Genomic DNA, 25,373 nt, shown 5'->3' with positions numbered 1-25,373 from the left:
AACTGGGGCCATAGCTCAGTTGGTAGAGCGCTACAATGGCATTGTAGAGGTCAGCGGTTCGATCCCGCTTGGCTCCACCAGATTTTAAGATCAGAAAAGTAAAACTTTTCCTTAAAATTTAAGCAAACAGCTACGCTGTGCGCAGGCAAGTTCAGTTTAAAAGTTGCAATATTTTATTGCACGCAAATCGCCTCATCTGTCCCTATCGTCTAGAGGCCTAGGACATCGCCCTTTCACGGCGGTAACCGGGGTTCGAATCCCCGTAGGGACGCCATATTCTTTCTCTAATAATTATAATTTTCTCACAATCTTTCCATTAATCAGATTGCACATTTCCGAATTTTACATAAAATAGCCGCTTCTCCATGTTTGGACAAATTGTCGTATGCAATCTTCCAACTCAAATACTCATCAGGATCAAAATGCGCCACAAACATTAAAACGCGCAATGAGTACTCGCCACCTCGTAATGCTTTCTCTTGGTGGTGCGATTGGTACAGGATTATTCTTAGGTTCAGGTGAGGTCATCGCCCAAACAGGACCGATTGGTGCAATTCTCGCTTATATTCTAGGTGGCCTAATTGCTTATATGGTGATGTTATGTCTCGGCGAGCTTGCCGTACATATGCCTGTAGCAGGGTCTTTCGGTACATACGCCAAACATTATATTGGTCCAGGCACAGGTTATATGGTCTCATGGCTGTACTGGCTCACTTGGACGGCGACATTAGGTACAGAATTTACCGCCGCAGCCCTCCTCATGCAGGAATGGTTTCCTCATATTTCAATGTGGATCTGGACGATTATCTTTGCAGTCACCATTTTCGGGCTCAACCTTAGTTCTACTCGTATTTTTGCAGAATCTGAATTTTGGTTAGCCTTGGTTAAGGTGGTGACCGTCATCGCTTTTATCATCCTTGGATTATTGGCTATATTTGGTCTAATCCCTTTCGACGGTAAAGAATCTGCTCCACTTTTCCATAATTTGACCTCACATGGTTGGTTTCCTCAAGGTTTGATTCCAATTTTCACCACCATGTTGATTGTCAACTTTGCCTTTTCTGGTACAGAATTGATTGGTGTTGCTGCGGGTGAAACAAAAAATCCAGCTGTAAATGTGCCTAAAGCGATTAATGCAGCGATTTGGCGCTTATTAATTTTCTTTGTAGGTACCATTATCGTCATCAGTGCCTTGTTACCTTTTGAAATTGCAGGCTTGGGCGGTGAAGGGGTTAGTAGTAGTCCGTTCGTCACGGTATTTAATTATATTGGTATCCCGTATGCAGATGACATCATCCGTTTCGTTATTATTACGGCGTTACTTTCTGCAGCAAACTCAGGACTCTATGCTGCTTCGCGTATGATGTGGTCTTTATCAGATCAACGCCAGCTGCCAAGTATTTTCTCAAAATTGTCTAAAGGTGGTACGCCGATTATCGCGCTTGTTGTCACGATGTTTGGTGCAATACCTGGGCTTTTATCAGAACACTATGCGCCTGAAACCATTTTTAAAAATCTCTTGGGTGTCGCCGCATTTACGATGGTAATCGTATGGATGTGTATTTGTTGGAGTCAATTTAATTTTAGACGCAAATGGTACAAAGCAGGCTATACTGCAAAAGATCTCAAATTTGCAGCGCCGTTATTTCCAATTGTTCCGATCTTGGGCTTTGTTTTCTGTACCATTACAGGTTTAAGTATGGCCGCAGATCCAGAAATGCATGCTGGTTTCATTGCCTGCTTAATCTTTATCGCAGGCTGTTATTTGAGCTATTACATCTTCTATCGTGATCGCACATAACAACTCACTTATAAAAAAATGCAGCTTAGTCTGCATTTTTTTATGCCCTCATAAATTCGCAATGATCAGAAAATTTATATATAACTGCTTATTTTTGATTATTTATTCCTCGATATGTTTTATTTTTAGACACTCATTCTATTTTTTTAAATTTTATGCAGAAAAGTGTTTGACACCCCACCTAATTCAACCTAATATACGCCCACCTCTGAAACGTCCCTATCGTCTAGAGGCCTAGGACATCGCCCTTTCACGGCGGTAACCGGGGTTCGAATCCCCGTAGGGACGCCAATTTATAGTTTCAGATGTATGCCTCATATAAGTCCCTATCGTCTAGAGGCCTAGGACATCGCCCTTTCACGGCGGTAACCGGGGTTCGAATCCCCGTAGGGACGCCAAATTCTAAAAAAGCCACTGCATTGACAGTGGCTTTTTTTCGTCAGTTATTCGACACCGATACCGACTTGAACCTCTAAACGTCCTGATTGAACACGTAACCCACGAATTTCAAATTGATCAACCAACTGTTGTACCAACTCACGGCTTTCTTGCAAAATATTCAATCCAGGTAAAATACTGAAGTCGGTCAAGCTTAATAGCTTATCAACCATCCATGAGCGATTATTAATAAAGTTAATAAAACCAGCTTCCTCAAGATCGATATACCAAATGCGATGACCTTCTTTCTGGATACCGGGCACATCACGAATGAGATGATTGATCAGGAATGGTATCGGTAATGAATTGATCAAATCAAAACTGATATTACCTACACGTCGTGTCGCCCAGTTGGTCAGGGTGCCGCCATGGCGAACTTGTAAGTCAAGATGCTCATCAACCTGACGCAGGCGCAGATATTTTTCTTGACCAATACGGCATTCCAAAACATTAAATTCTAGGGATAAACGGTACAAGAAGCGATGATAGTGACCATCCAATTCAATATGAAAACGATCGTTCCCACACTCGACTTTAATATCATCAATCTCACTGCGATCTATACGCTTTCTAATCTGATTGTTGAGTAGCATTTCAGGAAGGTACAGCGTGAGACTACTTCGACCCAATGAGGCACGCGCCATACTGAGTGCGACTTGACGTGCCACCTCACTCGTTTCAGTCACCATACCACGGACAGAGTTTCTTACGCCCTCTACACCACGTTTGGTTTGGTGTGTGACATGATCTAAAGCATCTAATGCGGCATCAGCCACCTCTGCGATATTACGAGAAGTATCACTGGCAAACTCTACTGCATCCTGTGCGTGTTGTAGTGTTTTATTAATTAGACGACGTGACAATGATGGTTTCTCATCAGATGATGCTGTGTCGGCGGGCATAATATCAAACATTGCCTTTTTATCATCTTGTCGATTCAAGATGTTCTCCCTCTTCCCTTTCTTACTCGTTCATTGTTATTTGTGACGATTCACTTTTTGAACAGTTCGAATCTTTCTTTCTAGATTAGCATGCAACAGAAAGCGATTTACTTATTTTTGTTGCATAACATCAAGTTTTTAATCACTCAATGCCGAGTTTTACTTTCAATCTATGGGTCACCATTCTCTTGTACAGGAGATATAGCGACAGACGGTTGTACTATAACAATCTGCTCTAAACGGATCCGTTTATAGTGTTCTAAATGTTGCTGTAGCTGTCTGATCTTCTCTTGCACTCCATCCAAATTAAAATGTCTTAATTCCCTGAGACTCACCCATGCCGCCTGTATTTTTTCAAACTCAGTGCCTTTGTCCAATTTCCGTTGCAACCAACTCCATAAATCTTGCGCTCGTTGTTGCTTTTCATATTGATAAGCAAACAAACCACTGGATAAGGTAATGTCGTCAAGCTGCTCATACAAATGGCTTTGCATTTCCTGCAATTGTTGAACTTGTTGATCAGCAAAGGGGCGAAGAATGGTCTGTTGAAACCATGTCGCAACTCCAATCATTTCAGCTACTAACTGATCTCGTTGGGCATACAATGCAGATCGTTCAGGATGATGCTTATCGAGTCGGGTATCGCCTAAATAGGTCATCAAGCCCTGATCAAGAATAGTTTGAATATCACCAAGTTCCAATGACGAAGTTGTCTCAGGCTGAAGAACATTGAGCAACTGATCCAATCGATTGTAGGGTGTTGCTTGAGCGAATAATGATAAAACCTCATTTTTTTGACTGAGCAATAACCATAAATTCCCCAAACCATGAGCTAAGACATTTTGTTCGATTGAGGATGTCCCTGTTACGCGCAGCATTGCGGCTTGCATTATTTCAGACTGCTTCAAACTTTCTATAATATGTGAATCCATTAACAACTGGGGCGCACTTTCGATCACCTGCTGGCTGTAAGGAATATCGACATTTTTGCTCCCGAATATCCCGCCCATCGATTTGCCTATAGCATTTAAACTGCGTCCAACATCTGCTAACACATGCGTTTCTACAGCGCGGCTTTGGAGAGTCGCAGGTGGTAAAAATGCGGTGACTGCATGTTGAATAGTTTTTCGATAGGCTTTTTGATCAATTGGCTTTTTATAGCGACATAGCAGATCAATCGCATAAGCCACATCCCCCACATCATTGCGATATTCTTGTTGCCGCTGAATCAAACAATTCACATATGCAAAGAAAGCAACTTCATTGGATTGCGTCGCATGTTGCATGGCCCACTCATATTGTTCTATCGCTTGGGTGTATTGCTCAGCGCCAGCATGGGCTTTTGCCAAAGCGACTGCATGTTGCGTACTGGGATAATGCTGCTGAAAATATTTCAATAAATCAATCTTAGGTGCTTGATCTAAACACTGATCGAGCTGTCGCAGATAGCCATTGATTTGCTGCTGTGTGGGTTGTAACACCACAAAGTTTAATAGATACATTAAGCACTGTTCATACCAAGCATATTTTCGTGCATGCATTTCATAAGCATCGATCAATTCAGTTTCGATCAGTTCAATCAGTTGCATTGCGTAAAAGATGTCTTCTGCTGTCTCATGTTTAAATTTCCATTGCTTTGGCAACGACATTTTAAATAAACGCAAAATAAAATGCGCACTCAGATCGGGACTTTCCATAGTGACTAACATGAGTTTGTCTTGTGTGGAAAGATGTGCTTTTCCTTTGGCAATTCGCGCTAAACGTAATTTGAGAATTTTGGTCGGTAACATGCCTTTCCTTGCGCACTATTCAGCCAAGTTATACTTCAACTTAGCATGAGTTCAGGTCGATTAGCGACTATGTTTAGACGAGATGCAAGTGGACTTTAAATAGCGAAATTGAGACGTAAGCAATCCTCCATCTCCCTGATGAGCTGAATTTAAAGATTTAAACATTTCTAGATTTTAGCTTTTGCGGTTTTTTCGCTAAACTACTTAAAACACAATAGGAAAAATCTATGCAATACCGTTGCCCGAAATGTCAAAGTGTAAAAATAATGCCTGCCAGTCAGGGTGCAAATAGCCCACGCCCTGACGTGCCAAAAAGCTTAGTTCTTTTGGTCCCTGCTATTTTTATTTTACTGATCTTGGTATTGATTAGTATTGCCATGTGGATTTTTGGGAATGGTGCAGGACAAGGACTTCAAATCACGACGATTGTTGTGTTCGTGATCTGTGTAATTGCTGGGGGGCTATTTTGGCGCGATCTTCCAGATTTTAAAATTTCGATGCAAGCGTTCATGCAAGCACAAAAACATTGGAAATGTCGTGATTGCGGACATGAGTGGCATAACTGATCTCAGTCAAAAATTCACATCAGCTTAATGCTGATGTGAATGATCCTTATCAGATTTGGGATCATGTTGATGTGTATGTTCACAATTCATTTCCGCATCATCTTCAATTTGTATGGTCATTTCCTTGATTTCATGTTGATGGGTCAACATTTCAGTGGCCGCTCGATGTAATTGGTTACGATCTGCTTGAGGTGCGAATAAATGCACAGTCAGATGAATATTTTTAGAAGTAATCGCCCAGACCTTGAGTTGATGAATACTTTCAACCCCATCCAATGCCAACAAGTCATTTCTCAATTTTTCGATATCGATTTCTTCTGGCACGCCTTCCAATAAGATATTGATACTTTGCTTCAATAAAATCCATGTTCTTGGAAGTACCCAGAATCCAATTGCAACCGCAATAATCGTATCCACCCAATACCAATTGGTGTAATAAATCACAATTGCACCCACGATAACGCCGACGGAACCCAAAGCATCACTGAGCACTTCTAGATATGCACCTTTGATATTTAAACTCTCTGAAGCGCTGGACATCAACATTTTCATGGAGATCAGATTCACCACCAAACCTAGGGATGCCACAAGTAACATACCTAAACTATTAATTTCGGGTGGTTGGGTAAAACGCTGATAGGCTTCATACAAAATATACATCGCAACAAAAAACAGCATACAGGCATTAAATAATGCCGCTAGAATTTCAAAACGCTGGTAGCCAAAGGTACGTTTGTTATCCGCAGGTCGTTTTGCAATTTTGATTGCGACCAAAGCAATCGCCAGTGCAGCAGCATCAGTAAACATATGCGCAGCATCAGATAACAATGCCAAACTTTGCGTGATTAAACCCGCAATCACTTCAACGACTAAGAACGTGGATGTCAGTGCTAACGCGATTGTGAGCTTTTTTATATTACCTTCAGTCACCGCTGCATGACTGTGATCATGCCCATGATGTCCACTCATGCTGGACTCCTTATAATTGTTTAAATTCAAATATCTTTCTAACTACACTATCTCAAATCATGCATAAATATGATTAGTGCAACAAATTGTCCAAAATTTTCAATACTACATCTCCAACCAAAATTTACTATCGTGGCGATGGCATGGATGCCACCCGTAGGTCTGCGGCATCAAGGATGTGCCGTCAGACCTACAAAAGATTTTTGCTACTTTTCATCTCTGAAAAGTAGAGTAATGTCTATTCAGACACCCTACGATGAGATATGAACCCACACTCATTTAATTTGTCGCTTTCTCATTCATCCAACGATAGACCACAGGCAAGATCACCAAAGTCAGTAAGGTCGATGAAATAATTCCACCGATCACCACGGTTGCCAATGGACGCTGTACTTCAGCACCTGTGCCCGTGGCGATCGCCATCGGAATAAAACCCAGTGATGCAACAAAAGCAGTCATCAGAACAGGTCGTAACCGCAAGATCGCACCTTGCCATGTGGCGATATGCAGATCGAATTGTTCACGAAGCTCTTTGATAAAACTGAGCATCACCAAACCATTTAGGACTGCGACACCTGAAAGCGCAATAAAACCCACGCCCGCAGACATCGACAATGGAATATCTCGTAGCCACAATGCAACCAGTCCACCAGACAAGGCAAATGGCACGCCACTAAATACGAGCAAGCTTTCTTTAAAGTTATGGAATACCGCCATCAATAAAGTAAAAATCGCGATCAAGGCCAAAGGAATGACGATCTGCATACGTGCTGCCGCCGATGCCAAGTTTTCAAACTGCCCACCGTATTCCAGCCAATAGCCCGCGGGTAAAGGTTGCTGTTTTAATGTGGCTTGTAACTCTTGAACAAATGAACCTAAATCACGTCCTTCCACATTTGCAGTGACAATGACTCGACGTTTACCATTTTCACGACCGACTTGACTCATACCAGAAATCGTTTCGACTTTGGCGACGTCTTGCAATTGAACTAAACCACCATTCGGTAACTGGATTGGGAGTTGTGCCAAGCTTTGTGCGGTACGTTGGTTATCTGGCAAACGAATTTCAAAATCAAAACGACGATCTCCTTGCAAGATTTGCCCAACATTTTGTCCACCTACACTCGCAGCAACAACATCCTGAATACTTCTTACGGATAAACCATACTGCGCAGCCAAAGCATGATTAATCTCCACATTTAATACAGGTAATCCACTGGTTTGTTCGACTTTTACCGCTGTCGCACCGGATATATTCTGTACTTTTTGCGCAATTGCTTGAGCTTGCGTATTCAATACATCCATATCATCACCAAAAACCTTGATACCAACATCACTACGTATGCCTGAGATCAACTCATTAAAACGCAATTCAATCGGTTGGGAAAACTCACTGTTATTACCAGGAATCGTTGCCAAAAAGGCTTGCATTCGTGTACGTAATTCATCAATGCTCTCTTTGGGATTTTCCCATTCCTTTTTCGGCTTTAATAAAATCACCGCATCTGAAATATTAGGTGGCATCACATCGGTTGCCACCTCAGCCGTCCCTGTTCGTGCAAAAATCGCTTTTACTTCAGGGAAGTTTTTCAAAATCAACTTTTCAGTGGTTTCTTGCATCCGCAAAGACTGCTCTAAACCCGTACTTGGAGAACGCATTTGCTGCACGGCAAAATCACCCTCACTTAACTGAGGCGCAAACTCACTCCCGATCTTGGTGCTTAAAATTCCCGTCAACAGTAAAATGCTGATCGCTAAAGTCACCACGACCAACCTAAACTGATAAGCCAGATCTAAAAGCTGTTGATATTTTCCTTTTAAAGCTTGCATCCAACGCGATTCTTTCTCTTTCACCTCACCCGTGACAAATAACGCAACCGCGGCTGGTACAAACGTTACCGACAAAATCATTGCACCTAGCAATGCCATGACTACGGTCATCGCCATTGGATGGAACATCTTCGCCTCAACACCTGTTAAAGCGAAAATAGGTAAATACACCACCATAATAATGGCTTGCCCAAACAATAAAGGTTTACGTGCCTGTTTTGCCGCAAGAAAGACTTCTTTAAAACGCTCTTGTCGGGTTAATAACCGCCCTGCATGATGCTGTGCTTCTGCCAATCGCCGAATACAGTTCTCTACAATAACAACTGCGCCATCGACGATAATCCCGAAATCCAATGCACCCAAGCTCATCAAGTTGGCACTGATGTTCTGCTCTGCCATTCCTGTAAGCGTAAATAACATTGAGAGTGGAATAACACAGGCTGTAATTAGTGCTGCTCGGAAATTTCCCAAGAAAATAAATAGAATGACGATGACCAGAATCGCACCTTCTACTAAGTTTTTTTGAACTGTTTTAATGGCTTTATTCACGAGACTGGTACGATCATAGACCGTTTCAATCTCAACACCTTTTGGCAAGGTCATTTGAATTTCTTGGATTTTCGCATCAACGGCTTGGGCAACGGTACGGCTATTTTCACCCATCATCATCATGGCAATGCCAAGAACGGTTTCCTCGCCATTATAGGTTGCCGCGCCCGTACGTAAATCATGTCCAATCGCAACCGATGCAATATCTACGACGCGAATGGGTAGACCATTTTTAACACTGACCGTAATATTTTGAATATCTTCAACGCTGCTCAACATCCCCGGTACACGTACTGTGAGCTGCTGACCATTTTCTTCAATAAAGCCAGCACCACGGTTCTCATTATTTTCCTGTAACGCCGTTTGGAACTCGGTTAAGGAAATCTGGAGTTGCTGCAACCGCTTTAAATCGGGAGAAACAATATAGGTTTTGTTATAGCCTCCAATACTATTAATTTCAGCTACACCTTTGACTCGCTGTAATTGAGGTCGTACGATCCAATCTTGGATCTCTCTCAAATCCATAGCGGTATAGGGTGTTCCGTCCTCTTTTTTGGCATCGGCTTTGGCTTTAATCACCCATTGGTAAATCTCTCCAAGTCCTGTGGAAATCGGCGACATCACAGGATCAACTGCATCAGGCAACTGCCCATCAGCCTCCTGCAAACGCTGATTAATCAACTGTCGTGCCCAGTAAATATCCGTACCATCTTTAAAAATAATGGTCACTTGAGATAGACCATAGCGCGAAATTGAGCGCGTCTGTTCCAGATTTGGAATACCAGCCATCGCTGTTTCGATCGGATAAGTAATCCGTTGCTCAACTTCTAAAGCAGTATAGCCATTGGCCTGAGTATTAATTTGTACTTGGGTATTGGTAATATCAGGTACTGCATCAATCGGAAGTTTCTGATAACTCCAGACACCAACAGCAATCCAAGTCATCACAAAGAGCATGACCCAAATAGCATTGCGAATCGCAAACTGGATCAAACGATCAAACAGCCCTTCGGGTTTAGGTAACTGAGAAGAATTAGTGGTCATGTTCCGCCTCTCCTTTCTCAAGTTCCGATTTCAGTAAGAAACTGCCCGTTGCGACGTAGGACTGTCCAACACTTAAACCTTGCTTAATCTCAACCCACTCACCATCCCCCTGTTTCGCTGGAATGTTTCGCTGCCCAATTTGTACTGGAACTGCTTTAAAATCAAAGCCGTTGTTCTGATTTTTCTCTGCAACAAATACCACCTGCTTGCCTTCGACTTGTTGAATTGCCTCTGCACTCACACGCATCACCGATGCAGTTGAACCAGATTGCAATTCCACATTTACCATCAGATTTGGGCGCAATTCACTTGCATTGGATTGCACTTTGGCACGAACTTGTAAACGACCTGTTTGTGTATCGGCTTCTGCCGTCAGACTTTGCACTTGAGCATTAAAAATATTGCCTGTTTGTAGTGACTTAAAACGAATCTGTTGATTTGGTTGCACGTTGACATTCGCCATAGTCGGCAACACAAACTCCAACCACAACTGATCTAGCTGATCAATGGTAAACAGTTGATCGGCAAGTTGGACATTTTCTCCAATCACAATATCTTTATTGCTTATCACACCACTAATCGGTGCGGTTAAGGTATATCGACCATTCGATCCTGAGCCAGCGCCAAAAGCCGTTAAACGTGATCGTGCAGCTTGAACTTGGATTTGCGCTTGGCGATAGGCATTGTAAGCACGTTGGTATTCTTGCTTGGCTGAAATCCCTTGGGACCATAAGCTTCGTTCACGCTCATAATCTTGCTTTGCAAGCTCCAAATTGGTTTGCGCGATTTGCAAGTTGGCTTGTTGATCAACCAAATCTGGCACCAGAAGATTTGCCAACGCTTGACCACGCCTCACCTGCTGCCCTAACTCAACATAAACCGACTCGACTCGCCCTGCAAAACTTGGCGACACATGAGCTTGTCGATCCGTGTTAACAACCAGTTTCGCAGGATAACTTTGAATCTGGTTGACCTCACCCTTAGCCACCTGAGCAAGCTTCAAGTTATGCTGTTGCATTTGCTCTACAGTCAAACTCAGACCGTCTTCATCATGCTCCTCAGTTGATGCCTCACTTGTATGTTCATCTGCCTCATTTTCCTGATGAGAATGACCTTGTTCACTTTGTGGCTTACTGTCTTTTTCCCAAAGCAAAACTGTTGCGAGAAAACCTGTAACAACAAGGATGACTGCAATCCAAACCCATTGCTTAGGCATTTTTGATTTCATCTTCATTACATTATTCTCCGACTTGGTTTGGGAAAGCACTTGCTTGTTGCCACATACGTTGGTTGAGTTGCATCAATGCGTCTTTAGCAGTGATCTGATCTGAGGAAAGCCCCATCCGTGCCGTTTGCACATCGATATTGAGTTGCCATGCTTGCTTAAGCAGTTGGACTTTACGTAAACGAACATCTTGTAGCTGGATCGTGGCTTGCTGAACATCAGTCACGGAAAACTTACCCAACCGAAAACCTTGCAAGGTTTTCTGTTGAACTTGTATCGCTAACGGTATTTGCTGATCACTCAATTGTTGATATTGGCTTTGCAAAGCTTTTAACTCAGTCATACGGAGATCGATATCCAACTGATTTTGCTGACGATAAAAACGCTGCTGTTGTTGAATCAAGGTTTGTTTAGCTTGCGCAATTTGGATTCCATATTTTTGTGAATTAAAAATATTGAGTGGGATCTCTACGCCTAATCGAATTCGACTTTCAGTATTTTGGTCTGCCGAACGCGTACGATTTACCCCCAAGGTCATTGTTGGTTGAGGACGCGACTGCGCTTTGAGCTGCTCAATATGCGCCTGTTGACGCTGCGTTTCGAGTTGTAAGCCTTGTTCAAAAAGGTTCTGATTTTGTTCAGACATGGTTTGAATATTCATTGCCTGTGTCCAAAGCTCATTTACATTGGGCTGAAGCGAAAAAGATGGCGTGTTTTTCCCCCATAATCCAGCCAATTGTTTTTGCGCAACTTGGAGCTGTAAGTCTGCTTGTTGGCTGAGTCGCTGGTTCTCAAGATGTGCCATACGAACCCGCTCAACATCGACTTGGGCAATACTCCCTGCTTGATAACGTTTTTCAGTCGCCTCTAGGTTCTGCTGACTCACCTGCAATTGCTCAGCGATCGCTGCCTTTTCCAATTGCAATAACGCAACTTGAGACCATACATATTGGACTATCAATGCCAATTCAGCGTTATAGCGCTGCTGTGACAAATCTACCTGGTGAGCGGAAAGTTTCGCGACCTTTTGCGTCGCCTTTCGCTGTCCAAATAGATCTAAAGGTTGTGAAATACCAATGGACAGTTCGCGATCTTGATCACTTTGCAAGCCTGTTTGTTCGACCGAAAGACTCGGATTGGCCCACAGAGCACTTTGCTTGAGTTGCACACTCGCCATTTGTTGCTGTGTTTGCCAACTGGATTGTTGATTTTGATAGTTGCGAACACGCTCTAGGATGCTGTCAAAACTGGCATTTTGCTGCGCGATAGTGATCGATGGTTGATTCGCATTTAATAATGATTCCGCCAAAACGGATTGGCTGGAAAGCACCGCAATCAAAGCCAATACCGAATATTTCAAAGCAATGGAATGCGTCGCAGGATTGAGCGTGTGATTTTTCAACGTATCGATACGCTGAGATAAATTAAAAGACATATAAAGCCCCGCAAATAAAAGAAGTTGCGGTGGGCTATTTTTCGGCTACCCCACCTATAGCGGGGTCAGAACAGGAGGGGGATTTAATCCAGATAAATGTGGAGACTGGTAAGAATTAGACCAATCATATTTTTGTTTTGTCTTATGGTCGCTCAACACACGATGATCAAGCTGTTGCTGTGCTTCTGCAACCACCACATGAAAACAGGATGGCAAATGATCATGATGATCCTGCAAACTCAATGGCATCGGCAAATCGCTTGAATCTTGATTTACCTTCAAAACAGGTATTTCAGTCACTTCCATATTCTCTGGCACATGATGACCAAAATGACCTACTGAAACTGTTTGCTGTGTTGTACTTTCATGACCGCAATACGCCGCCGCCACATTCCAAAGGCTTTGAAATATGAAAAGGCTGAGCAAGACGGTAATAAAAATACTTGATCGACGCAAAGTTTTCTCTTTAGACAAAAATTGCACAGCTGAACTATAGCAAGTAAGCTCGATGTAATAAAATTACATCTACTCATTCGACATTAAAATGTTTTTTAAACGCAAGATTCACAAAACAATAAATACTTTTTTGGCAGTTGGAGACTACCCACTTGACGAGCAGTCTCCTAAAAAATTAACCCAATGATTTGCACTTATGCTTGGTGTTACTGTGCTCAATGTCATGCTCGACATTTGCTTTCATTTCTTGCTGAGATTGAAGATTTCTTTCTAAAAAAATCAAACCTCCATCTGCATTTGCCAAGCTTGCTGAAAGGAATAACACCATAAAACATAGTTTTTTATTAAATTGAATCAACATTATCTTCACCTGATTTAAATGCTTTTGATTCATCTGATTCGAGGATTTAACCTCTAAGTAAAATGAATAAAATTGTTCATTTATGACCTACTTCAATCATCTACCAAGCAAAATGGGGAAATGATGTACTGAAATAGAGAGCTTTCTGGTGAGTATCTTGAAACTACCCCACCCATAGTGGGGCAAAGACTGGAGGGGGATTTAAGCTTATTAGATATGGCGACTGGTAATGATTGGACCAGTTATATTTTTGTTCTAATTCATGTATCCGTAGAATTGGTTGCTTCAATTGCTGTTGTTCTTGAATAATAATTGCATGAAAACATGTTGGCAAATGATCGTGATGATCTTGCACGTTCAATAATCCTGAAGCATCTGCCTCTTGAACAGCAGCTAAAGAACTTTGTTGCTCTTTAGAAGAATTTTCCAACGCATGATGACCAAAATGATTGACCAAGACAGTCTGCTGAGTTGCACTTTCATGACCACAATACGCTGCCGCCACGTTCCAAATACTTTGGAACATGAACAAACTTAGCAAGAGTGTCATGAATACAAGTGAACGTCGCAACAGCACACCATTAACAGTAAATTGCAGAAAGGTACTATAGCAGCCAAGCATGCTGTAATAAAATTACAAAAAGGTTGCGAGTTGCGCTTTTATTCAATCAAGCAACACAACTTAACACTTCATGAGATAGACAAAAATAATTTCTTTAATGGTTCGAGTAATATTCATGTATAAAACTTTTTTTATTTTGGCCTTAATTGCAAGTTTCGGTTTGAGTGGTTGTGCCACTACGCTTCTCTCCGATGCCTTGCCCAATGAAACGACACAGACGCAAACCACAACATTAAAAACAGATCAAATTATTGCATTGGGTCAAGCAGTCCAAGATCAGAAGGAGTACGGTTTTATATTTGTCGGTCAAGACTATAATTATTTGATGACGGAAGGCAGCTCAAACTTACTCAATATTATTAAAAGCATTCCAGCAGAACAGAGAACGTTAAAAACCCCATCCCCAATCGAGCTAGTGATGGATGATGCTACCCATTTTCATGGTGAAATCACGATTCGATATAATACAACAACGTCGAAAATGGATGAAAAGCAGAAAGAGTTTTTAAAATCATTAGGGTTTACCAACCATTACATGGCGATGGAAAATCAACAACAAGTTTTTTACCCTTTCACCATCATTCGCTTTAAGGGCAAGATTTATCAAAACATAGAAGCACAAAAGATCCAACAGAAACTCCCAGTGCCCTACGCGATTGCCTTACAGCAAAAGACTGAGATAACGACAAAGCATCCATTTAAAAAGGCAACGCGCATGGCTTTATATCCATTAGCCATGACCTTTGATGTGGTTACTGTCGCTCCGTCACTGATCTGGTCAGATCTACATGGGGATATTAATAAATAAAGTTAAAAAAAACCAGCCCTCATGTGAGCTGGTTTTTTTATCAATCAGGTCTTAACCCGAAATTTTCTTATATTTAGAACGTTTGGTCGTAGCGGCATCACCTAAACGTGACTGGCGATAAGCTTCGTATTCTGCATAGTTACCTGTGTAGAATTCTGGCTGTTCGTTCTCAAATGACAGAATATGCGTTGCAATACGGTCAAGGAACCAACGGTCATGCGACACCACCATCACAGTACCAGGGAATACAAGAATTGCATCCTCAAGTGCACGTAAAGTTTCGATATCCAAGTCGTTTGATGGTTCATCCAGTAAGATCACGTTTGCGCCCATCTGTAAGATCTTGGCAAGTTGTAAACGGTTACGTTCACCACCAGACAATTCACCTACGCGTTTCTGCTGATCTTGGCCTTTAAAGTTAAAGCGACCGATATAAGCACGTGATGCAATTTCGTAATCACCAATTTTCAGGATATCTAAACCGCCAGAAACTTCTTCCCAAACCGTTTTGTTGTTATCCAAGGTGTCACGAATCTGACCGACATAAGCGACTTTAACTGATTCACCTAAAGTCACAGTACCTGTATCCGGTTGCTGTTCACCAGTCATCATACGGAACAAAGTGGTTTTACCCGCACCGTTTGGACCAACGATACCCACAATTGCTGTTGGCGGTACACTGAAGCTTAAGTTTTCATACAATAAGCGGCCGTCGAATGATTTGCTGATCCCTTCCACTTCCACAACCTTGTTGCCTAAACGTGGACCAGGTGGGATATAGATTTCAGATGTTTCATTACGTTGTTGGAATTCTTTAGAGTTAAGCTCTTCAAAACGCTCCATACGTGCTTTGTTTTTCTTTTGCTGGCCTTTCGCATTTGAACGAACCCATTCAAGTTCTTTTTTCAAAGCTTTAGCAAAAGATTCTTCTTGTTTCTGCTCTTGTTCTAAACGAGCATTTTTCTGTTCCAACCAAGAAGAATAGTTGCCTTGGTATGGAATACCATGTCCACGGTCAAGTTCAAGAATCCACTCAGCCACGTTATCCAAGAAATAACGGTCATGCGTAATCGCAACGATGGTGCCAGGGAAATCTTTCAAGAAACGTTCTAACCAAGATACTGATTCAGCATCCAAATGGTTCGTCGGTTCATCTAGCAGTAACATGTCTGGCTTGGAAAGCAATAAACGACAAAGCGCTACACGACGACGTTCACCACCAGAAAGTTTCGTAACATCTGCATCCCAAGCTGGAAGATTCAAAGCATCTGCTGCGATTTCAAGTTGATTATTGAGGTTATGCGCATCCCAAGCATGGATGATCGATTCCAATTTTTCTTGCTCTTTTGCAAGCGCATCAAAATCTGCATCAGGATCCGCATATTCAGCAAAAACTTGGTCAAGACGTTCTAAAGCATCAAGCGCTTCACGAACGCCATCTTCAACGTTACCACGAACATCTTTGGTTGGATCTAATGGCGGCTCTTGCTCTAAGTAACCGATTTTGATTCCAGGTTGCGCGCGTGCTTCACCTGAGAAATCTTTATCTACGCCCGCCATAATACGGAGCAAAGTAGATTTACCCGCACCGTTTAAACCAAGCACACCAATTTTTGCACCTGGGAAAAATGATAAAGAGATATCTTTTAGGATTTCGCGCTTTGGCGGAACCATTTTAGACACTCGGTTCATCGTATAAATATATTGGGCCACGCAGGACTCCTCAATTGAAAAACCAACACATCGCAAAAAGCGAAAAATAATCGCACGTATTATACGCTGAAAACCCAATCAACATGAAGTTAAGTTAGATTTTGTTTGGGACAAATAAAAGGATTTTCTATTTCAAGACATTACGCGATTGCTTTGGACAGATAAGCCAAAACTCATGGGAAGATAAGCTGCTATACATATCATTAAAAACGCAATAAATCGCATAAATTGTGCACCATTTTGGACAGATTTTCAGCTACACTCGATCATTATTTAACTCACATAGATGATGTAAACATGACTTATAAAGACGAAACTTTAGCCATTCATGCGGGATATTCACCAGAAGCAACCACCAAAGCAGTCGCAGTACCCATTTATCAAACCACGTCTTATGCCTTTGATAACACACAACATGGGGCAGATTTATTCGATTTAAAAGTTCAGGGAAATATCTACACTCGAATCATGAACCCAACCACCGCTGTGCTGGAGCAACGTCTCGCAGCGCTTGAAGGTGGTATTGGCGCTTTAGCTTTAGCCTCTGGTATGGCAGCAATCACTTACTCGATTCAAACGATTGCTGAAGCAGGCGACAATATTGCTTCTGTTTCAACTTTATACGGTGGGACCTATAATTTATTTGCCCATACTTTACCGAAACAAGGTATCGAAGTACGCTTCTTTGATTATCAGAATCCAGAAGCATTACGTTCAATTATTGATGAGAAAACCAAATTAGTTTTTGTGGAATCAATTGGTAATCCACTCGGTAATATTATTGACCTTGAAGCGATCTCAAAAATTGCGCATGAATATGGCGTACCCGTGATTGTGGACAATACCGTGGCAACGCCTGCCCTACTCAAACCATTTGAATTTGGTGCCGATATCGTAATTCATTCACTCACTAAATATATCGGCGGTCATGGCAATAGTATTGGCGGCATCATTGTGGATAGTGGGAAGTTTCCTTGGGGTAAATATCCAGAACGTTTCAAGGCATTAAATACCCCTGACCCAAGCTATCACGGCGTCAATTATGTGGAAGCACTTGGAGAAGCTGCTTATATTGCACGCGCGCGCGTCGTTCCATTACGTAATACAGGCGCAGCAATTAGCCCTTTGAGTGTGTTCTTAATTTTACAAGGATTAGAAACTTTAAATCTTCGTATGGAACGTCATACTGAAAATGCAATCAGAATTGCGGAATATTTAAAACAACACCCAAAAGTAAAATGGGTGAACTATGCAGGTTTAGAGGATCATCCACAGCATGATTTGGCACAAAAATATGTGAAAGGGAAACCTTCTGCGATCCTCTCATTCGGTGTCCAAGATGGATTAGAAGGTGGAACTCGTTTTATTGATGCATTACAGCTATTTACCCGTCTCGTAAACATCGGGGATGCAAAAAGTTTAGCGTGTCATCCTGCAACCACAACTCATCGTCAATTGAATGCAAAAGAACTCAAATCGGCAGGTGTCAGTGAAGACCTAGTGCGCTTGTCTATTGGCATTGAGCATATCGATGACCTCATTGCAGATCTTGAACAGGCTCTCGCACAGGTTTAATCGCATTGAAATCAATGAGCCTCCTGATGGGGGCTTATTTTTTGTTCAAATTAAGCAGAATATGATTGCTTTTTCAACTATTACAACATCTTGTTTTAGAGTTTTTACTCTAAAAAAACTATTATTTTTCAAACATTTACACTAGACAAACAAAAAATATCGGTTAATATTAATACAAAATAAAGTGCAATGTTTAATCGCAACAAGGATACATTGCAAACAACAGCTCGATTAATGTAGGACACTTACATGAACGCAAAACTCAAAAAACTTTTTCAGCAAAAAGTCGACGGGAAAACAATCATTGTCACAGGTGCTTCAAGTGGTATTGGTTTAACGGTTTCAAAATACCTTGCTCAAGCAGGCGCCCATGTCTTGTTGATCGCTCGTACCAAAGAAAAGTTGGATGAGGTAAAAGCTGAGATTGAAGCTGAAGGCGGTAAAGCATCGGTATTTCCATGTGATTTAAATGACATGGATTCCATTGACGCCGTTTCAAAAGATATCTTAGCTGCTGTAGATCATATTGATATTCTTGTAAATAATGCGGGACGTTCAATCCGTCGTGCAGTTCATGAATCAATTGATCGTTTCCATGATTTTGAACGCACCATGCAACTTAATTATTTTGGTGCAGTCCGTTTAGTGTTGAATCTCCTTCCACATATGATGCAACGTAAAAATGGACAAATCATTAATATTAGTTCAATTGGTGTCCTTGCAAATGCAACGCGTTTTTCTGCTTATGTTGCATCAAAAGCAGCTTTAGATGCTTTTAGCCGTTGTTTGTCTGCTGAAGTGCATTCGCATAAAATCGCAATCACGTCGATTTATATGCCTTTAGTCCGTACGCCGATGATCGCACCGACAAAGATTTATAAATATGTACCTACACTTTCGCCAGAAGAAGCAGCAGATCTGATTGCATACGCGATCGTGAAACGCCCGAAGAAAATCGCAACCAATCTTGGTCGTTTAGCTTCAATTACTTATGCTGTTGCGCCAGACATTAATAATATTTTGATGTCGATTGGTTTCAATTTATTCCCAAGCTCAACCGCATCTGTCGGTAAGCAAGAGAAGCTCAATCTTATGCAACGTGCCTATGCACGTTTGTTCCCAGGTGAACATTGGTAATCTGATTGTGAACAAAGACCTTTCTCTCTGAGGAAGGTCTTTTTTTATTGATCTTCAAAATGTGTATAAGTTTAAACTTATCCACAAGTTTGTTGTTTTAATCGACAATCATGATAATTGATCAATTCACTCGCTCATTCTTCTAAAGAATTTGTCACCTCAATATTAAAAATCTTCCCTTCTGTATCGGTCTAAAGAACTTCAAAATATTTAATATTTGAAGTCGCATAAAGTTCAATATCTCATCCATGCTCTTGCGTCATTCAAGATAAGGATTGAAACGAACCAACTGCTTAAAACCACTTTGAACCACCATCGCTGTACGCGATTTGGGTCGAACAAGGGCTTCACGTTGGGCAAATCCAATCATTTGCTGATTAAAATCTAGGCGTGGATATTGTGTATATAACTGTTGTCTAAATTGAGAAGACAACTCAAAACCCCGACTGCCAATTACATCACAACTGGCTGCTTGTTGCAGTAAATGTGCTTCGATCCCTTCATGAACCGCAACATAAGGATTCATGTGCATACTGATCACATCAAATAATTGCTCAGCACGTGGTGCTTGCCATCCTTGCACTAAAGACCAATCCTTTGCAGCATAAGCCCCTTGTCCTGCAAAACAACGACAATTTTCATGATGCTGATAATGCGGTTCAGTCATCCCCAAGTCATGTAGTAAACACGAGACTGCCAATAACTCCCCATCATGGCTCAAGCCTTGTAACTTGGAAAATGCCACAGCGTAATACCATGTTCGTAAACAATGATTCTGCAAACTCACTGAACTACAGGATTTCATTTTTTCGATCGCCTGTTTGACTTCATCACTATCAGGCAAATGTAAGTCCTCTACACTCAAAAACTGCCGAGCGTTCAGCTTAGAACGACCTGCTAATGCATACATCTTGATGCTTTGTTTAAGTACTGGGAATAGGCTATGACGTAATAAAGCCATCCGATCTTTTAAAGACAAATCACCTGAAGTTTGAGCCATCCATGCTTGTCGACCAATCTGCATTTTTATCCACCTATAAAATTAGAGTAATTACTCTAATTTTTAGTTTTACTGTAAATTTTTCTCCATGTCAAAGTGATCTGAGGTATTGTTCTGGTAGAAGCTAAAGTAGTTTTTTTAAATGTTGCTCTAACCAGTCAATAAAGTCTTGGAAATATTTTGGGCGATATTGTCGATCCGTCAGCAAAATATTTACAGGCAATTCCAAGCATGGAATATCTGAAAAGAGGCGCTGTAATTGTCCTTGCTCCACATAAGTTTTCGCATCAAATTCAGGGATCTGAATCAAGCCAAGGCCAGCTAAACCTGCTTGAATATAGGCTTCTGTATTTTCAACCAGTAAACGATAAGGCATGTTAATCCGATGATTTTGAAATGCTAACTCACTCCGTTCTCGATAATGTTTTGCCACATGGTAATCCACAGCAAAATGCCGTTCTAACGCATCAAAATGCTTCGGTTCACCATATTCCGCCAAATATTGTGGCGATGCCAAAGTCCAGATTTGCGTCTGTTTAATCGGTCGAATCAGTAAATATTCATCCTGAACCTGCCCAACTCGCACCACACAATCCAGTTGTTGTTCAATCAAATTTGAAAAATCATCGCTGCCATTAATCAACACTTTGACTTTAGGATAGCGTTGATAAAATGCGGATAGATGAGGAATCAACACTTGTGTTGCCAAGCGTTTCGGCATACCAATACTGATTTTACCTTCTTGACTACGCACCTGTGTTTTAAAACGATTTAGCTCTTTAAGTTGAGCAACCAGACGTATTGCCTCCTCATAAAACAAACTGCCTTCATGTGTTAATGCAACTTTGCGTGTGGTTCGATAAAACAGTAATACTTCATATTCTTTTTCCAAAGCTTGAATCGCATAAGTCACATTTGAACGAGGCAAACCCAATTGCAGTGCAGCTTGGGCAAAAGATTGTTTCTCAGCCACCAGACAAAAAATCTTTAAACGCTCAATTTTATCCATTTTATTATTCAACTTTTTTGCACAATCAGTTCAATACTAACAACTATTTCAAACAAATAAATTCAATTAGGATGTTTTTTATGCAAAAACAACATGAGGAATAAAGCAATGTCACAACATGATCTAAAAGGAAAAACGGTACTGATTACCGGCGGTGCAAAAAACTTAGGTGGATTAATTTCACGTAAATTTGCTGAACAAGGGGCAAATTTATTGATTCATTACAACAGTGCAGCAACGCAATCAGATGCTGAAGAAACCTTAAAAGCGGTACAAGCATTAGGGGTTAAAGCAATCTTGGTACAAGCAGATTTATCTAACATCCAGAACATTGAAGACTTATTTGTAAAAGCCAAAACAGAGTTTGGCGGTGTAGATATTGCGATTAATACTGTCGGACGTGTACTCAAAAAACCGTATTTAGACACCACCGAACAAGAGTTTGATGGCATGAATGACATCAACAATAAAATTGCCTACTTCTTTATTCAATCGGGTGGCCGCCATCTTAACCCAAATGGAAAAATCTGTACCATTGTCACCAGTTTACTTGCCGCTTATACCGGACTTTATTCAACCTATGAAGGATTAAAAGCGCCTGTGGAACATTACACACGTGCCGCATCAAAAGAATTTGGTGAACGCAGCATTTCTGTTACGGCGGTGGCACCAGGTCCAATGGATACACCATTTTTCTACGGACAAGAATCACCTGAAGCGGTGGCTTATCATAAGTCAGCATCTGCCTTAGGTGGCTTAACCAAGATCGAAGATATCGAACCACTGGTACGTTTCTTAGTCACTGATGGCTGGTGGATTACTGGACAAACTATTTTCGCCAATGGTGGATACACCACGCGTTAAGTCATTCATAAACAAGATTGGGTGCATGACGTACACACCCAATCTTTTAATTTAACCAAAACACCAATCCATAAAAACATGCCAAACTCAAAATAATCGTCAACAAGGTATGACGGACTTTATACGCAATCAAAATCGTTAAAATCGTCGCCAGAAAATAAGGATTCAATAAAGTTTCACGAAATACACCATGTTCATCCATAAATACAATCGGTGTTGCAATAGCCGTCAATAAACACGGTGCGGAGTATTGCAAAGATTGTTGGAACCATTTGGGTAAACGCAAAGGTAGATTTGGTTCAAGCAAAATATAGCGATTCATAAACACCACCAATGCCAGAATAATCAGGACAAACCAAGTCATGCTTTACGCTCCCGAAAATTCTGTAAGCAGGTTGCTGTAAACATTCCAATCACCCCTGCCATGATCGCTGCACTTTTAAAGCCTAAACTTAGGAATACCACCGTTAAAGTGACTGAAACGAGTACACCAACCAAAGTATTTAAGTTTTTTATAAATGGAATCACGATTGCGATGAACGTCGCAACGATAGAAAAATCGAGATGATATTGGTCTAAATTGGGGACGGCGGAGGCTAGAAAGACCCCACAAATACTAAATAATACCCAACACAAATAAAAGCAAAGCCCAGCACCAAGCAGATAATGAATATAATGCGGTTGCTTTTTAATACTCACGGCAAACAATTCATCAGTCAATAAAAAGCCCAACATCAACCGATCTTTCAAAGGTTGCTTAGAAATATCCTCACGTAAATACAGCGCATATAAATAGTGTTGCGTGGTAATCAGAAAAACGGAAATGATAATGGTGATTGCAGGTGTTCCTGCCATGACTAAACCTAAGGTCATCAATTGTGCGGCACCAGCAAAAACCAGTGCCGACATCCCAATGGCTTGTAAAGTCGTAAGCCCCGCTTGAATCGCCATTGAGCCTGCGAGCAAGCCCCACGGTAATACCGCAAAACACAACGGCAGTATCTTGATTGCGCCATTCAAAAATGCCCGTGATTCGGATATCGGCGCATCATCTATGCTTTCATCTAACATTTACATCACAACAGTTCATCAAAAACTTTGTGACTATGCCAAAAATCCACCGATTAAGATTGCATAAAATTGCTATTTTTATTTGAGATAAGCGATATAACCGCCCGGCGTAATTCCAAAAGTTTGACGGAAATGTCGACTAAAATGACTCTGATCCGAGAAACCACATTGCTGAGATACCTCAGATAAATTCAGACCTTGTCTTAATAATTTTTGTGATTTCTGTAAACGTGCTTGAATGAGCCATGCATGGGGTGAGAGTCCAACATGCTTTTTAAATTGCTGTAAGAAATGCCACTGACTCAAATTTGCCATTTCTGCCAACTCAATGAGTGAAAACTCTTGCTCAGGCATACTCGCCATTAATTCTTTAATATTTAAAATACGCTGTTGTGCATTACTGAGATCAGCGGTATGCGGTTTTGTTTGGCTATATTTTGATACTAACCAAGCAATCGTAGATAAGAACAAGGTTTGTTTGAGCAAGGTATTGCTCGGTTGTTCTAACAAATCAAATAGTAATCGTAATTGCTGTGCCAAACCTTCGTCATGCAACACGGCTTCTCTAAACCACGGTGCTGTGCCATGAATAGTCGTGAGATCACGCGTCAGTTCATGGAAAATTTCTGGAGTTGGATAAATTGCTCGATAACGCCAGCCCGTTTCTACCGCAGATGAGCCTGTATGTACTTCATCAGCATTCACCAAAATAATATCGCCTTGCGGTGCGACATGATTACCCCCTGTGCGATAAAAACGTTGTGCACCCTCTTCAATCACACCGATACAAAATCCTTCATGAACATGTCGCGAGAACTCCTGCTGAAAGTAACTGGCTTTCAACATTTCTAAACCACCGAGTTCTTCAAGGTGTAAGTAATCGACTTGTTCTCGAGGTCTACGTGACATCACGACCTCCTTTGGATTTTTGCATCAAATCAGGTTAACGCAATGGGATAAGATTTATAGAATAAAATTGCTGTTTTGACATTTGCCGACTTTAAGACTGTTAAATATTACACTCAAACCCTATATGGATTATCTGAAACCATTGTTTTAGGAATTTTTTTATTCACACTTTTGATTGTCTTTAGAATTTCGACCATTTTATTTGATGAAGCTAATCCGATATATATATTTTTTATATCCCTATGACTAGGTTGCCCATATTCAACATAAGAACGAGTAGAATCATTCTCATCCATTACTACATACTCGCTTTCTATTTTCTCCATTACAATCATTCTACATTCCTGCTCCTCTTGAAATGAAAAATGTTTAACTAGATAACTAATAGGTCTTATGATTTTATTACTTGCCTTTAGATCATCTACTTTCAAATCATGATTACCAATTTTCATATTTTCTAACGTTTTAATTATATTTTTAATTGAGTCATTAACATCTTCAGTAACAACATCCATTTCCTTCAAATATTTACTCCAAGCCTCACCACTTTGAACCTTATCTTGGAATTCTTGATAGAATGTAAATTTATTTCTTTTTGCGACTTCAAAATATCCAGTGAGAGGATCCATATAAATACATCTAAAGAGTGGAAATTTAAGCCCTTCTTCGATCCTACCACTATCTAAGAGATAATCTTCAATTACTGAGTTAAAGTTAAAAAAGAAATCCAACTTATACACCAAACTTATCCCTGTACAAGGTATATTTTCGGTTAAGCCATATAGTCTAAATTGGTTTAAATTATTATGATTAAAAGTAAAGCATGTTAAAAATATTTTATTATGAGAATCATATTCAACCTCATTTAGGTGGACAAATTTTAAAAATATTTTCCCTTCTGATGGATCATTCATGAAATCGGTAGAACTCAATCTCAACGAAGTAGTGTTAGTAATCAAAAGTTTGGCTACATTATAATTAGTATAGTGTGCCACTTTCCTCTCATATTGACCGCTAAATCCAACCAGAAGCCTTTTTAACATTATCATTACATAAATCTGAAGATTAAGAATATCTAATTTTACAGTATTAATAAATGTTAAGTAACGATCTTGTACTCTTTTACTTTTATAATAAAATAAGGATCTAGAATCAATCGTAGAAAAATCATCTGATAAAAATAATGAAAAATTAAAACCATAAAAACAATCATCAAAATAATCTATTTTAAAGTAATCTTCACTAAAATGAGTACAAACA

General features: G+C 40.7%; 22 protein-coding genes and 4 tRNA genes. 10 read left to right on the top strand and 16 right to left on the bottom strand.

Annotated features, from left to right (window positions below; translation table 11 throughout):
* The first annotated feature begins 4 nt into the window (after nt 1-4).
* The 5 genes from DK207_RS09845 (at nt 5) to DK207_RS09825 (ending at nt 2,199) form a co-directional block, all read left to right on the top strand.
* Nucleotides 5-80: transfer RNA gene (locus DK207_RS09845), tRNA-Ala, on the top strand.
* Between the two features lie 118 nt (nt 81-198).
* A tRNA-Glu gene (locus DK207_RS09840) sits at nt 199-274 on the top strand.
* A gap of 111 nt (nt 275-385) precedes the next feature.
* The gene (locus DK207_RS09835; RefSeq protein WP_109441008.1) at nt 386-1,801 is read left to right on the top strand and encodes an amino acid permease; all 1,416 of its coding nucleotides are present in this window, start codon (nt 386-388) and stop codon (nt 1,799-1,801) included.
* Nucleotides 1,802-2,016: 215 nt separating this feature from the next.
* Nucleotides 2,017-2,092, top strand: a tRNA-Glu gene (locus DK207_RS09830).
* Between the two features lie 31 nt (nt 2,093-2,123).
* Nucleotides 2,124-2,199 (top strand) — tRNA-Glu (locus tag DK207_RS09825).
* Between the two features lie 45 nt (nt 2,200-2,244).
* Here DK207_RS09825 and DK207_RS09820 read toward each other — a convergent pair.
* Nucleotides 2,245-3,180 (bottom strand): hypothetical protein, encoded by a 936-nt coding sequence (locus DK207_RS09820; RefSeq protein WP_109441007.1) that lies wholly within the window; start codon nt 3,178-3,180, stop codon nt 2,245-2,247.
* A 170-nt stretch (nt 3,181-3,350) separates the two neighbouring features.
* Nucleotides 3,351-4,970, bottom strand: coding sequence for a hypothetical protein (locus DK207_RS09815; RefSeq protein ID WP_109441006.1), 1,620 nt, complete (start codon nt 4,968-4,970; stop codon nt 3,351-3,353).
* 227 nt (nt 4,971-5,197) lie between these two features.
* On the opposite strand from DK207_RS09815, the gene DK207_RS09810 reads away from it, so the two are divergent.
* On the top strand, nt 5,198-5,536 hold the full coding sequence (locus DK207_RS09810) for a hypothetical protein (protein ID WP_109441005.1): 339 nt from the start codon (nt 5,198-5,200) through the stop codon (nt 5,534-5,536).
* Nucleotides 5,537-5,560: 24 nt separating this feature from the next.
* Here DK207_RS09810 and DK207_RS09805 read toward each other — a convergent pair whose 3' ends face one another.
* The 7 genes from DK207_RS09805 to DK207_RS09770 form a co-directional block, all read right to left on the bottom strand.
* Nucleotides 5,561-6,505, bottom strand: coding sequence for a cation diffusion facilitator family transporter (locus DK207_RS09805; protein WP_109441004.1), 945 nt, complete (start codon nt 6,503-6,505; stop codon nt 5,561-5,563).
* 279 nt (nt 6,506-6,784) lie between these two features.
* Nucleotides 6,785-9,928 (bottom strand): efflux RND transporter permease subunit, encoded by a 3,144-nt coding sequence (locus DK207_RS09795; RefSeq protein WP_109441002.1) that lies wholly within the window; start codon nt 9,926-9,928, stop codon nt 6,785-6,787.
* A complete protein-coding gene (locus DK207_RS09790) occupies nt 9,918-11,162 on the bottom strand; it encodes an efflux RND transporter periplasmic adaptor subunit (RefSeq protein ID WP_109441001.1) in 1,245 nt (414 codons plus the stop codon). The genes DK207_RS09795 and DK207_RS09790 overlap by 11 nt, the downstream gene beginning before the upstream one ends.
* Nucleotides 11,163-11,166: 4 nt before the next feature.
* Nucleotides 11,167-12,588 carry a TolC family protein gene (locus tag DK207_RS09785; RefSeq protein ID WP_109441000.1) on the bottom strand — a complete coding sequence of 474 codons (1,422 nt, stop codon included), beginning with the start codon at nt 12,586-12,588 and terminating at the stop codon, nt 11,167-11,169.
* A gap of 54 nt (nt 12,589-12,642) precedes the next feature.
* Nucleotides 12,643-13,071, bottom strand: a complete 429-nt coding sequence (locus tag DK207_RS09780) for a cation efflux protein, CzcI-like (protein ID WP_109440999.1) — start codon at nt 13,069-13,071, stop codon at nt 12,643-12,645.
* A 148-nt stretch (nt 13,072-13,219) separates the two neighbouring features.
* The gene (locus DK207_RS09775; protein ID WP_109440998.1) at nt 13,220-13,405 is read right to left on the bottom strand and encodes a hypothetical protein; all 186 of its coding nucleotides are present in this window, start codon (nt 13,403-13,405) and stop codon (nt 13,220-13,222) included.
* Between the two features lie 163 nt (nt 13,406-13,568).
* On the bottom strand, nt 13,569-13,931 hold the full coding sequence (locus DK207_RS09770) for a cation efflux protein, CzcI-like (RefSeq protein WP_416224670.1): 363 nt from the start codon (nt 13,929-13,931) through the stop codon (nt 13,569-13,571).
* Nucleotides 13,932-14,142: 211 nt separating this feature from the next.
* Here DK207_RS09770 and DK207_RS09765 point away from each other — a divergent pair, with 211 nt between their 5' ends.
* A complete protein-coding gene (locus tag DK207_RS09765) occupies nt 14,143-14,835 on the top strand; it encodes a hypothetical protein (protein ID WP_109440997.1) in 693 nt (230 codons plus the stop codon).
* Between the two features lie 51 nt (nt 14,836-14,886).
* Here DK207_RS09765 and ettA read toward each other — a convergent pair whose 3' ends face one another.
* Nucleotides 14,887-16,548: an energy-dependent translational throttle protein EttA gene (ettA, locus tag DK207_RS09760; protein ID WP_109440996.1), complete on the bottom strand. Its 1,662-nt coding sequence runs from the start codon at nt 16,546-16,548 to the stop codon at nt 14,887-14,889.
* 297 nt (nt 16,549-16,845) lie between these two features.
* Between ettA and DK207_RS09755 the strand changes: the two genes are divergently transcribed.
* Both DK207_RS09755 and DK207_RS09750 read left to right on the top strand, forming a co-directional pair.
* Nucleotides 16,846-18,123, top strand: a complete 1,278-nt coding sequence (locus DK207_RS09755; protein ID WP_109440995.1) for an O-acetylhomoserine aminocarboxypropyltransferase/cysteine synthase family protein — start codon at nt 16,846-16,848, stop codon at nt 18,121-18,123.
* Nucleotides 18,124-18,372: 249 nt separating this feature from the next.
* Entirely contained in the window at nt 18,373-19,260 is an 888-nt protein-coding gene (locus DK207_RS09750) for an SDR family NAD(P)-dependent oxidoreductase (protein WP_109440994.1), read from the top strand.
* A gap of 259 nt (nt 19,261-19,519) precedes the next feature.
* Here the strand turns inward: DK207_RS09750 and DK207_RS09745 are convergent, their stop codons facing one another.
* Nucleotides 19,520-20,284, bottom strand: a complete 765-nt coding sequence (locus tag DK207_RS09745; RefSeq protein WP_109440993.1) for an HD domain-containing protein — start codon at nt 20,282-20,284, stop codon at nt 19,520-19,522.
* A gap of 100 nt (nt 20,285-20,384) precedes the next feature.
* Nucleotides 20,385-21,269: a LysR family transcriptional regulator gene (locus DK207_RS09740; RefSeq protein ID WP_005087070.1), complete on the bottom strand. Its 885-nt coding sequence runs from the start codon at nt 21,267-21,269 to the stop codon at nt 20,385-20,387.
* A 108-nt stretch (nt 21,270-21,377) separates the two neighbouring features.
* Between DK207_RS09740 and DK207_RS09735 the strand changes: the two genes are divergently transcribed.
* Nucleotides 21,378-22,133, top strand: a complete 756-nt coding sequence (locus DK207_RS09735; RefSeq protein ID WP_109440992.1) for an SDR family oxidoreductase — start codon at nt 21,378-21,380, stop codon at nt 22,131-22,133.
* A 46-nt stretch (nt 22,134-22,179) separates the two neighbouring features.
* On the opposite strand, the gene DK207_RS09730 is transcribed toward DK207_RS09735, so the two are convergent.
* The 4 genes from DK207_RS09730 to DK207_RS09715 form a co-directional block, all read right to left on the bottom strand.
* Entirely contained in the window at nt 22,180-22,497 is a 318-nt protein-coding gene (locus tag DK207_RS09730; protein WP_005087073.1) for an AzlD domain-containing protein, read from the bottom strand.
* Entirely contained in the window at nt 22,494-23,204 is a 711-nt protein-coding gene (locus DK207_RS09725) for an AzlC family ABC transporter permease (RefSeq protein WP_109440991.1), read from the bottom strand. The genes DK207_RS09730 and DK207_RS09725 overlap by 4 nt, the downstream gene beginning before the upstream one ends.
* A gap of 78 nt (nt 23,205-23,282) precedes the next feature.
* Entirely contained in the window at nt 23,283-24,113 is an 831-nt protein-coding gene (locus tag DK207_RS09720) for an AraC family transcriptional regulator (protein WP_109440990.1), read from the bottom strand.
* A 113-nt stretch (nt 24,114-24,226) separates the two neighbouring features.
* Nucleotides 24,227-25,373: hypothetical protein (locus DK207_RS09715; RefSeq protein WP_109440989.1), on the bottom strand; the 1,147-nt coding region annotated here is incomplete at its 5' end.

It is taken from the genome of Acinetobacter haemolyticus, from assembly GCF_900406815.1.
Taxonomy (GTDB): domain Bacteria; phylum Pseudomonadota; class Gammaproteobacteria; order Pseudomonadales; family Moraxellaceae; genus Acinetobacter; species Acinetobacter haemolyticus_A.
This window is presented reverse-complemented; position numbering and strand designations above follow the sequence as displayed.